General features: G+C 33.6%; 9 protein-coding genes, 1 tRNA gene, 2 rRNA genes, 1 other RNA gene and 1 other annotated feature. Of the genes, 12 read left to right on the top strand and 1 reads right to left on the bottom strand.

From position 1 onward, the window contains the following. Nucleotides 1–96: 96 nt before the first annotated feature. The 11 genes from HF520_RS13300 to HF520_RS13350 all read left to right on the top strand — a co-directional run bounded on the left by HF520_RS13300 (nucleotide 97) and on the right by HF520_RS13350 (nucleotide 9,744). Nucleotides 97–2,998, top strand: a 23S ribosomal RNA gene (locus HF520_RS13300). Nucleotides 2,999–3,084: 86 nt separating this feature from the next. Then, nucleotides 3,085–3,201, top strand: a 5S ribosomal RNA gene (rrf, locus tag HF520_RS13305). Between the two features lie 146 nt (nucleotides 3,202–3,347). Beyond that, nucleotides 3,348–3,863: a transcription repressor NadR gene (locus HF520_RS13310; protein WP_168574440.1), complete on the top strand. Its 516-nt coding sequence runs from the start codon at nucleotides 3,348–3,350 to the stop codon at nucleotides 3,861–3,863. A gap of 95 nt (nucleotides 3,864–3,958) precedes the next feature. Then, nucleotides 3,959–4,182, top strand: a binding site (T-box leader). Nucleotides 4,183–4,359: 177 nt separating this feature from the next. Then, nucleotides 4,360–5,631 carry a serine--tRNA ligase gene (gene serS, locus HF520_RS13315; RefSeq protein ID WP_168574441.1) on the top strand — a complete coding sequence of 424 codons (1,272 nt, stop codon included), beginning with the start codon at nucleotides 4,360–4,362 and terminating at the stop codon, nucleotides 5,629–5,631. Between the two features lie 138 nt (nucleotides 5,632–5,769). Beyond that, nucleotides 5,770–6,222, top strand: coding sequence for a nucleoside deaminase (locus HF520_RS13320; RefSeq protein WP_168574442.1), 453 nt, complete (start codon nucleotides 5,770–5,772; stop codon nucleotides 6,220–6,222). A gap of 3 nt (nucleotides 6,223–6,225) precedes the next feature. Next, a tRNA-Ser gene (locus HF520_RS13325) sits at nucleotides 6,226–6,319 on the top strand. Between the two features lie 32 nt (nucleotides 6,320–6,351). Then, an RNA gene (ffs, locus tag HF520_RS13330) (signal recognition particle sRNA large type) lies at nucleotides 6,352–6,616 on the top strand. 125 nt (nucleotides 6,617–6,741) lie between these two features. After that, nucleotides 6,742–8,361, top strand: coding sequence for a DNA polymerase III subunit gamma/tau (gene dnaX / locus HF520_RS13335; RefSeq protein WP_168574443.1), 1,620 nt, complete (start codon nucleotides 6,742–6,744; stop codon nucleotides 8,359–8,361). A gap of 66 nt (nucleotides 8,362–8,427) precedes the next feature. After that, nucleotides 8,428–8,769, top strand: a complete 342-nt coding sequence (locus HF520_RS13340) for a YbaB/EbfC family nucleoid-associated protein (RefSeq protein WP_168574444.1) — start codon at nucleotides 8,428–8,430, stop codon at nucleotides 8,767–8,769. A gap of 12 nt (nucleotides 8,770–8,781) precedes the next feature. Continuing rightward, a complete protein-coding gene (gene recR / locus HF520_RS13345; RefSeq protein WP_168574445.1) occupies nucleotides 8,782–9,381 on the top strand; it encodes a recombination mediator RecR in 600 nt (199 codons plus the stop codon). A 141-nt stretch (nucleotides 9,382–9,522) separates the two neighbouring features. Further along, nucleotides 9,523–9,744 carry a hypothetical protein gene (locus HF520_RS13350; protein WP_168574446.1) on the top strand — a complete coding sequence of 74 codons (222 nt, stop codon included), beginning with the start codon at nucleotides 9,523–9,525 and terminating at the stop codon, nucleotides 9,742–9,744. Nucleotides 9,745–9,818: 74 nt separating this feature from the next. Here HF520_RS13350 and HF520_RS13355 read toward each other — a convergent pair whose 3' ends face one another. Then, nucleotides 9,819–11,033 carry an MGDG synthase family glycosyltransferase gene (locus HF520_RS13355; protein WP_168574447.1) on the bottom strand — a complete coding sequence of 405 codons (1,215 nt, stop codon included), beginning with the start codon at nucleotides 11,031–11,033 and terminating at the stop codon, nucleotides 9,819–9,821. A gap of 173 nt (nucleotides 11,034–11,206) precedes the next feature. Between HF520_RS13355 and HF520_RS13360 the strand changes: the two genes are divergently transcribed. Beyond that, nucleotides 11,207–11,437: a glutaredoxin family protein gene (locus HF520_RS13360; protein WP_168574448.1), complete on the top strand. Its 231-nt coding sequence runs from the start codon at nucleotides 11,207–11,209 to the stop codon at nucleotides 11,435–11,437. The last annotated feature ends 338 nt before the right edge of the window (nucleotides 11,438–11,775 follow it).

The following is an 11,775-nucleotide window of genomic DNA, read 5'->3' on the forward strand; positions in this document are numbered from 1 at the left end:
ATTAGTACTTTGAAAACTGCATAACATTTAGTGATATGACATCATTTAATTATAAATAGACAAGACAAGTCTTTAAAATTACAAACTTTAATAACTGGTCAAGTTATTAAGGGTGCAGGGCGGATGCCTTGGCACTAGGAGCCGATGAAGGACGTGATAAGCTGCGATAAGCTTCGGGGAGTTGCACGTAAACTTTGATCCGAAGATTTCCGAATGAGGAAACTCACTTAGAGTAATGTCTAAGTATCGTTAAGTGAATACATAGCTTAGCGAGGGGAACCCGGGGAACTGAAACATCTAAGTACCTGGAGGAAGAGAAAGAAAAATCGATTCCGTAAGTAGCGGCGAGCGAACGCGGAACAGGCCAAACCAATGAAGTTTACTTCGTTGGGGTTGCGGACATGTCATTAACGAAGAGGTATCGTAAGTGAAGAGAGTTGGAAAGCTCCGCTATAAAAGGTAATAGCCCTGTAGCTGAAACGAGAAGACTTTAGACATGATCCAGAGTACCACGGGACACGTGAAACCCTGTGGGAAGCAGGAGGGACCATCCTCCAAGCCTAAATACTACCTAGTGACCGATAGCGCATAGTACCGTGAGGGAAAGGTGAAAAGAACCCCGGGAGGGGAGTGAAATAGAACCTGAAACCCTGTACTTACAAGCTGTGGGAGCACATTTCTTGTGTGACCGCGTACTTTTTGTAGAACGGGCCAACGAGTTACGTTAAGTAGCAAGGTTAAGCACTTAAGGTGTGGAGCCGTAGCGAAAGCGAGTCTTAAATGGGCGATTTAAGTTACTTGGCGTAGACCCGAAACCGGGCGACCTATCCATGAGCAGGTTGAAGCGAAAGTAAAATTTCGTGGAGGACCGAACCCACGAGCGTTGAAAAGCTCGGGGATGACTTGTGGATAGCGGTGAAATTCCAATCGAGCCCGGAGATAGCTGGTTCTCCCCGAAATAGCTTTAGGGCTAGCCTCAAGGTTGAGAGAAGCGGAGGTAGAGCACTGAATGTCCTAGGGGGTATTGCACTTACCGAAGACTATCAAACTCCGAATGCCGTATTCTTATACTTGGGAGTCAGACTGTGGGTGATAAGATTCATAGTCAAGAGGGCAACAGCCCAGATCGTCAGCTAAGGTCCCTAAATGTACGTTAAGTGGTAAAGGATGTGGGATTGCACAGACAACCAGGATGTTGGCTTAGAAGCAGCCACTCATTTAAAGAGTGCGTAATAGCTCACTGGTCGAGTGATCCTGCGCCGAAAATTTCCGGGGCTAAAACGTACTACCGAAGCTACGGCATCATTATGATGGGTAGGGGAGCTTCGTATGCAGGTTGAAGCATGACCGTAAGGACATGTGGACAGTATACGAGTGAGAATGTTGGCATGAGTAGCGAGATGTGGGTGAGAATCCCACAGGCCGTAAACCCAAGGTTTCCAGGGGAAGGTTCGTCCGCCCTGGGTTAGTCAGGACCTAAGCCGAGGCCGAAAGGCGTAGGTGATGGACAACAGGTTGATATTCCTGTACCACCAATAACCGTTTGAGAGATGGGATGACACAGTAGGATAAGCTAACCGTACTGTTGGTTATGTACGGGCAAGCATTGAGGCAGTTCCTATAGGCAAATCCGTAGGAATAATGCTAGGATGTGATGCGGAGCGAAATTTAGTAGCGAAGTAGCTGATTTCACACTGTCGAGAAAAGTCTCTATCGAGGTTAAAGGTGCCTGTACCGCAAACCGACACAGGTGGGTGAGGAGAGTATCCTAAGGCCAGCCAGAGAACTGTTGTTAAGGAACTCGGCAAAATGACCCCGTAACTTCGGGAGAAGGGGTGCCTGCATTTGCAGGCCGCAGAGAATAGGCCCAAGCGACTGTTTACCAAAAACACAGGTTTCTGCTAAGTCGCAAGACGATGTATAGGAGCTGACGCCTGCCCGGTGCTGGAAGGTTAAGGGGATCTGTTAGAGCAATCGAAGCAGTGAACTTAAGCCCCAGTAAACGGCGGCCGTAACTATAACGGTCCTAAGGTAGCGAAATTCCTTGTCGGGTAAGTTCCGACCCGCACGAAAGGCGTAACGATTTGGGCACTGTCTCAACAACAGACTGGGTGAAATTGTAATACCGGTGAAGATGCCGGTTACCTGCGACAGGACGGAAAGACCCCATGGAGCTTTACTGTAGCTTGACATTGGGTCTTGGTACTACATGTACAGGATAGGTGGGAGACTATGAAGCGTGAACGCCAGTTTGCGTGGAGTCACCCTTGGGATACCACCCTTGTAGTACTGGGACTCTAACCATAGGCCATGAATCTGGTCTTGGGACACTGTCAGGTGGGCAGTTTGACTGGGGCGGTCGCCTCCCAAAAAGTAACGGAGGCGCTCAAAGGTTCTCTCAGTACGGTCGGAAATCGTACGTAGAGTGTAAAGGCACAAGAGAGCTTGATTGCAAGACATACAGGTCGAGCAAGGACGAAAGTCGGACTTAGTGATCCGGTGGTTCCGCATGGAAGGGCCATCGCTCAACGGATAAAAGCTACCCTGGGGATAACAGGCTTATCTCCCCCAAGAGTCCACATCGACGGGGAGGTTTGGCACCTCGATGTCGGCTCATCACATCCTGGGGCTGTAGTAGGTCCCAAGGGTTGGGCTGTTCGCCCATTAAAGTGGTACGCGAGCTGGGTTCAGAACGTCGTGAGACAGTTCGGTCCCTATCCGTCGCAGGCGTAGGAAATTTGAGGAGACCTGTCCTTAGTACGAGAGGACCGGGATGGACGCACCTCTGGTGTACCAGTTGTTCTGCCAAGGGCATAGCTGGGTAGCTAAGTGCGGAATGGATAAGCGCTGAAAGCATCTAAGCGCGAAGCCGACTTCAAGATAAGATTTCCCACCGTAAGGGTAAGACCCCAGGAAGACTACCTGGTTGATAGGTCGAAGGTGTAAGTGCAGTAATGTATTTAGCTTATCGATACTAATAGGTCGAGGACTTGACCACAATTTAAATGATAAATTCTAAATGATATGCAGTTTTCAGAGTATTAACTCTAAATAACTTAATAATATAAGTTAATCGAAAGATTATGTGGTTACTATAGCAAAGAGGATACACCTGTTCCCATTCCGAACACAGAAGTTAAGCTCTTTAGCGCTGATGGTACTTGGGGGGCAACCTCCTGGGAGAGTAAGACGTAGCCACGTAATCTTTTTTTATTATATAAAATATTAAATAAGTATCATTATTGATTTATTTATGAATAAATTATAGAATATTATATAAGATTAAAAATTAAATTTGACCTAATAAAACTTAGGAAAGATATAGTTTCATAAATAAGAGGTGAAATATGAATCTAAGTGAGAGAAGAGAGAAACTTTTAAATATAATAGAAGAATCTAATAAACCAATAAAAGGTAACGAATTAGCAAAATTACTAAATGTGAGTAGGCAAATAATTGTCCAAGATATAGCCCTTATAAGAGCTTCAGGTAAAGAAATTGTAGCAACTCCTCAAGGATATATAATATTTAATCAGAATAGTAAAATAGAAGAAAAAATAAAATGCAAAAATCATAAGAGTAATGAAGAACTATTTGATGAATTAAAAATAATAGTTGATATGGGTGGAACTATAAAAGATGTCATAGTAAATCATCCAATATATGGAGAAATAAAAGCAGAGTTAAATATTTCATCACTTAGAGACATAAATGAATTCATGAATAAAATAGAAAAAGATGAATTTAAGCAATTATCTTCTTTAACTGAATGTAACCATATTCATACAATTCAAGTTTCTAAAAAAGAAATATTAGATGATATACTTAGAAAATTAAGAGAAAAAGATATGATTTCTAACTAATTTCAAAAATATAAATTAAACAAAAATAAAATTGAATAATACTATTGAAACTTGTTAATATATATAATATAATGTTTATCAAATAAAACAATTAGTTAAAAGCTATGAAGGAAAATAGTAAAAAACATTTTTGTATTCAGAGAATGAGTGGTTGGTGTGAACTCATAACAATGGTTTTTGAATCCATTCCAGAGCTTCTAATCGGAAGTAATAGTAAGATTAGACGTATTACCTACGTTACAGGATTGAGAGAATTACGTATTCTATTATACGTAATTAATTAGGGTGGCAACGCGGATAAAAGACTTTCGTCCCTTTTATAGGGGGTAGAAGGTCTTTTTTTATTACCAAAATATATTTATTAAATTAGGCCAAACTATAAAATTTACATAGTATTTATCATAAAATTTCCGGAAAAATGTAAATAATGCTAGTAGTAAAGTAATTAAAAAAATAATAAAAATTTATTTATAAAACATATAACTAGGAGGGTAAAATGTTAGATATAAGAAGAATTAGAGAAAATTTAGATGATATAAAAAAAGCAATGGATAGAAGAGGAGAAAAAGAATTTAATCTTGATATAGTAGTAGAATTAGACGATAAGAGAAGAGAATTACTTAAAGAAGTTGAAGTAATGAAAAATGAAATGAATGTTGAGTCTAAGAAAATACCTCAATTAATAAAAGAAGGTAAAGATGTTACTGAAGATAAAGCAAGATTAAAAGAACTATCTGATAAAATAAAAGAGTTAGATGAAAAGGTAAGAACTGTATCTAATGAAATAGAATACAACTTAATGAGAATACCAAATGTTCCAAATCCAGAAGTTCCACAAGGAACAACTGATGAAGATAATGTTGAAATAAGAACTTGGGGAGAACCAACTAAATTCAACTTTGAAGAGAAAGCTCACTGGGATATAGGAACAAAATTAGGAATATTAGATTTCGAAACTGCAGGAAAAATAACTGGTTCAAGATTTACTTTATACAAGGGATTAGGAGCTAGACTTGAAAGAGCATTAATAAACTTCTTCTTAAATACTCATACAGAAGAACATGGATATACAGAAGTATTACCACCATTTATGGCTAATAGAGCTAGTTTCATAGGAACTGGTCAATTACCAAAATTTGAAGAAGATATGTTTAAACTTGAAGGTTTAGATTACTTCTTAATACCAACTGCAGAAGTGCCAGTAACTAATATTCATAGAGATGAAATATTAACAGTTGATCAATTACCAATAAAATACTGTGCATACACACCATGCTTTAGATCTGAAGCTGGTTCAGCTGGTAGAGATACAAGAGGTCTAGTAAGACAACACCAATTCAATAAAGTAGAGTTAGTTAAGTTTGTAGATCCTCAAAATTCATATGAAGAATTAGAGAAATTAACTAACGATGCAGAAAAAATATTACAATTATTAGGATTACCATATAGAGTGGTTAAGATATGTACAGGAGACTTAGGATTTACAGCAGCATTTAAATATGACTTAGAAGTTTGGATGCCAAGTTATAATAGATATGTTGAAATTTCTTCTTGTTCAAACTTTGAAGATTTCCAAGCAAGAAGAGCTGGTATAAGATTTAAGAGAGATAAAAAATCTAAGGCGGAATATGTACATACATTAAATGGTTCTGGATTAGCAGTAGGTAGATGTTTAGCTGCAATATTAGAAAACTACCAACAAGAAGATGGAACAGTTGTTATTCCTGAAGCATTAAGACCATATATGGGCGTAGATGTTATAAAATAAATATTAAATTTAATATAAAATAAAAAAGAGAGCTATTATTGCTCTCTTTTTATTTTTGAAGTATTGCAAACTAAATTGGAGTTGAATTATAAATGAATTTATGTTAAGATAAGATTGTTATAAGTTCTAGGAGGAAATATGGAAAAATTATTCTATATGAAAGAAGCATTAAAAGAAGCATATAAGGCATATAATAAAGGTGAGACTCCAATAGGTGCTGTAATAGTTAAAGATGGTGAGATAATAGCAAGAGCACATAATTTAACAGAAGAATTAAAAGATAGCACAGCACATGCTGAAATATTAGCTATAAGACAAGCCTCAGAAAAATTAGGAGGTTGGAGACTTATTGATTGTGACTTGTATGTTACTATGGAACCGTGTATAATGTGTAGTGGAGCTATAGTAAACTCTAGAATAAAAAAACTTATAATTGGAACTAGACATATTAAAAATTCATATATAGAAAAACAACATGAATTTAAAATAGATTATTTTAATTTTAATAATATAGATATTACATTTGGAGTAATGCAAGAGGATTGCTCGATCATTCTACAAGAATTCTTTAAAACTTTACGTAAAAAATAAAATGGAGAGATGGTCGAGATGGTCGAAGGCGCTCGCCTGGAAAGTGAGTATACGTGTTAAAAGCGTATCGTGGGTTCGAATCCCACTCTCTCCGCCAATAACTTAATAATAAATATGGTTGTAATTTTGCTGTACTAGATGGGGAGGTAGCGGTGCCCTGTAACCTGCAATCCGCTATAGCAGGGTTGAATTCCAGCTAGAGGTTTATACCTTGTAGAGCAGCCCTAAATAAGTGGTGTTGACACTTAGGTCCTGCGCAACGAAAGCTCATGAACTCCGTCAGATCAGGAATGAAGCAGCGGTAAGTGATCACTTTCGTGTGCCGTGGGGGTGCCTAAGTCGAGCTAACTGTTTAGGTAACGTCTATGAGTTTAAATCAATAGTTGGTGTACAGCATTTAATAATATATAAAAAGCAAATCCCTTTAATAGGGATTTTTTTATTTTGAAAAAATGATATAATAATTGAATATGATGGAAAAATTATAATTGAATGATTTTATATTAAGGAGAGATAAAAATGCATAAAGCATTGTATAGAGTGTATAGGCCACAGAAGTTTGAAGATGTAGTTGGTCAAGAACATATTACCAAGACCTTAAGAAATCAAATAGAGAACAACAATATAGGTCATGCATATTTATTTTCAGGAACAAGGGGAACAGGAAAGACATCTACTGCAAAAATATTTGCAAGAGCTGTCAACTGTTTAGAAAGTAAAGATCAAGAACCTTGTAACAATTGTGATGTATGTAAGGATATATTGAATGATAATATTATGGATGTTGTAGAGATAGATGCAGCTTCTAATAATAGTGTTGATGATATAAGAGAACTTAGAGAAAGTGTGAAATATTCACCTACTAAGGCTAAATACAAAGTATATATAATAGATGAAGTTCATATGCTGTCTCAAGGCGCATTTAATGCGCTATTAAAGACATTAGAAGAACCTCCATCATATGTAATATTTATATTAGCAACGACAGAACCACATAAAATACCTGCAACAATATTATCTAGATGTCAAAGATTTGATTTTAAAAGAGTAACAGTAAAAGATATTACATCGAGAATGAAAAAGATATGTTCAGAAGAAGATATTGAGGTTGAAGACAAAGCTCTGAATTTAATCGCAAGAAATTCACAAGGAGCACTTAGAGATGCTCTTAGCATACTGGACCAATGTATCTCTTTTGGAGATGAAAAAATAGAATATAATGATGTAGTTGAATTACTAGGAACAGTAAATATAGAACAGTTATTTGATTTAGCTCAATACATAATAAATCAAGACACAAAAGAGTCGCTTAAAGTTTTAAATGAATTTATAGTTTGGGGTAAAGATATAAGAAATTTAATAAATGATTTAATTGATCATTTTAGAAATTTAATGATATGTAAAGTATCTACAGATTTAGATGAAATAATATCTTTGCCAGATGAAATTATAGATCAATTAAGGTCACAAGCGGATACTGTAAATAATAATGATTTAATAAGAATATTAAATATACTATCAACTACTCAAGATAATATAAAGACAGCTTCTAATCCTAGAGTTGTAGCAGAGGTTACTATGATGAAGATAGCACAACCTATGTTTGATGAAAGTAAAGAAGCCTTAATAAAAAGAATAGAAAACTTAGAGAGAGTAATTGAGAGTGGAAATATAAAAGTTACTACTGTAAGTGATAGCCAAAAAGAAGAATCTATTAATATTGATAATAAAGAAGAAGTTGAGTATGAGCAAGTTAAGAGTGAAGATGTTAATTTAATAGAACATGCTTGGAAAAACATACTAAAAAGTATAAAGGCAGATAAAAATATGCCAGTATACGCTTTATTAGGAGATGTAAGGGATTTTAACGTATATAATAGTCAATTATACTTAATATTTGATGATAATTATGGATTTGCTAAAACTAGGCTTAGTTCTCCTGAAACAATAGATTATATACAAAATAAAATTAAAGAAATAGTTAATAGAAGCTTTAGTGTGAAAATATTCCTAAAATCAGAAGTTAAAAACATAGATTTAGACATAAAAGAAACTGCAAATGATAAAGGTGAAGAAATCTTAAAGAATATTGTTAGCAAAGATTTATTAGAAGTTAAAGAACATATAGAGGAAAATTAGAACAAATAATAAATATTTATTTATGATATAATATAAAAATAAAAGAATTCAAGGAGGAAGATTAATATGGCTAAGAGGAATTTTGGTGGAATGATGCCTGGAAATATGAATAATTTATTAAAGCAGGCTCAAAAAATGCAAGAAAATATGCAAAAAATGCAAGAAGAATTAGAAGCTAAAGAATTAGAAGCTTCAGTTGGTGGTGGAGCTGTTACAGTTAAAGTTAATGGTAAAAAAGAAGTATTAGATATAACTATAAAACCAGAAGTAGTAGATCCAGATGATATAGAAATGCTACAAGACTTAGTTTTAAGTGCAATAAATCAAGCTTTAAAGAGTGTTGATGATATGCAAGCTAGTCAAATGAGCAAAGTAACTGGAGGTATGAATATACCTGGTTTATTCTAGTAGGTGATATTTATGCAAGCATATACAGGGCCTATATCTAGGCTAATAGAAGAATTTTCAAAGCTTCCTGGAGTAGGAAGAAAAACAGCACAAAGATTAGCATTTCATGTTATAAACATGAATACTAATGATGTAGAAAGTTTAGCAAAAGCTATTATAGATGCTAAAAGAGAAATTAAATATTGCTCAATATGTTGTAATATAACTGACACAGATCCTTGTAGCATGTGTTCAAATAAAAATAGAGACTCGAGTATTATTTGTGTAGTAGAAGATCCTAGAGATGTTGCTGCTATGGAAAGAACAAGAGAGTTTAAAGGGAAATACCATGTTTTAAATGGGGTAATATCTCCAATGGATGGTATAGGACCAGATATGATAAAAATAAAAGAGCTTATCGTAAGACTTGGAAATGAAGATGTTAAGGAACTGATAATGGCAACAAATCCTACAATAGAAGGAGAAGCTACTGCTATGTACATAGCTAGACTAGTTAAACCTATGGGTATAAAGGTAACTAGAATAGCTCATGGATTACCTGTTGGTGGAGATTTAGAATATGCTGATGAAGTTACTATAACAAAAGCATTAGAGGGAAGACGAGAAATATAAAAATCGAGGGGAATCCTCGATTTTTTTGTCATTTTTTTAGGGAAATTTCTAAATAAACCTAACTGAGAGTTGTTGAAGAATAAATTTCACTATTGTATAATTCTAGTTAGATTTATCTAATATTTTTAATAGGGGTGTAATATGAAATCAACCATGAACTTAGAAGAACATAAGGCGATGAAAGAAAAGAGAATGAAGAAATTAAAGTCTAAGGATAAGTCTAAGTATAATTATGATGATGATTTAAGTTTATTAATTAGTAAGAAGAAAAATAAACAGGCAAAAAACAAAGATAGTGTATTTAGAAATAATTATAAAAACTATCAATATGACTATGAAGAGGATTTTTATGAGCCATTATAAGAATTGTTAAATATTAAAAAAGGGATTGCCTTAAATATACCATTATAAAAATGGATTAAGGTTATCCCTTTTATTTACGTATTTAATAATATTTCTTCTACTAAATTAGCAATATTTTGAGCAGAATCAAATTTTTTTATGGATTTTATATTATTTTTTAACATATTTAACCTAGAAGGATTATCTATAAGAACTTTTAATAAAACTGTTAGAGTAAACTTCTTAGTTGGCTTTAAAGCAGCACCACAGTTTGTAAGGAAATCTAAATTTTCTTCTTCTTGACCAGGAATATAATAAGGAATAATCATTGGTAAATCTTTTAATAAAGATTCTGTAGTAGTAAGACCACCTGGTTTGCTCACTAAAACATCAACTGAAGCTAATAAATCATTCATTTTATTAGTAAACCCTAGGACTAATATTTTTTTATCAATTGACTCTTTATGAGTTTCAAATTTTTTTTGTAGTTTTTCTTTTAAACTTTCGTTTCTACCAGTAATAACAATTACTTGGAAATCTCTATCAATATTTAGAAGTTCCTCCAATGTTTCTTTGATATTTCCAGCACCAAAGCTGCCACCCATTAATAAAACTGTAAACTTATTAGGGTCTAGATTAAACTCAGATAAAACAGTTTCTCTATCTCTATTAGATAAAAAGGATTTTTCTACAGGTATACCAAAGGTTTTTACTTTTTCTGAATCAACTCCCTCATAAATAAGCAATTCTTTAACGTACTCGTGCCCTGCTATATAATAGTCAATCTCATTCTGTATCCATGTAGAATGAGTTGTATAGTCTGTCAATACTGTTATTAATGGAGGTACAGACAGATTGGAATAATATTTATGTAGTGCATCATGTAAAAGTGAATTTTCATGATTTTTATATGTATTAGCATTTTTCTTTAATGTACTAAGCGCTATCATAGGAAATGGATGAGTTCCTATAATTAAATCTGGTTTAGATTTATCTAATAAATGTCTAAATTTTTTAGCCATAAATGATGTAATAGGATTATCTTTAAATTCATTTTTTGAAGCTAAAGATGTTTCAGAAAGCCTATAGACACTACCATACGCTTTTGGCGTATATATAGCTGACTTTTCATAACCTCTAGAAATTATTTTATCCATAGTACTATTAACTAATTTTAAGCTATCTATTATTTCACATTCTATTGGAGACCCATCTATAATTTTGTTACTAAGTTCTTCTTTAATCGCTCGAGCGGCTCTATTATGGCCACCTCCCGTGGAAGCAGACATTATCAATACTTTTTTGCTCATAACAAAAAACCTCCTAAAAAGATATACGGTCATATTGTATAATAACCTAAATTTATGTATTATAATTATATTTTAAATATACTCACTAAATTATTATGATTAAGTTAATAATAATCTAATACAAGATAAAAAAAAATACAAGCATAATAATAAAGTAGAAAGAGGAGGATTATATGAATAAGGTAGAAATATATTCAAGTGATACATGTATAAATTGTATAAAGGCAAAGGAATATTTTGAAGAAATAGGGATAGACTATATCGAATATAATATCTCTAGAAATATAGAAGCTAAAAGAGAATTAATAAGTATGGGGTATATGTCAGTTCCATTAATAGTGATAAATGGAGATCATGTTTTAGGGTTTGATAAAAATAGAATAGATGATTTATTAGAATGCTAATTTGAATAATTATAAATCTATAGAATGCGTTGATTGTTATACTTAATAAATTTAGGATAAAATAATCAATGCATTCAAAAATTAGAATTTAAATGTTGTAAAATTTTAAATGAAAATATAGAGTATAAATTTGCATGAAATGTATAGAATAATTGATGATAAAAAATATAAAAAAAGTGTTGACTATATTAAATTATAATGATATAGTATTAATTGTCCTTAAGAAAAGGACAAAACAAGTAAGAAAAAAGACAAAAAAAAGTCTTGACTGAGAAAGAAAAACTTGGTAAGATAAATAAGTCGAGAAAATGAACTTTGAAAATTAAACAGTAGGTTAA

The sequence above is a fragment of the Romboutsia sp. CE17 genome, assembly GCF_012317385.1.
Classification (GTDB): Bacteria; Bacillota; Clostridia; order Peptostreptococcales; family Peptostreptococcaceae; genus Romboutsia_E.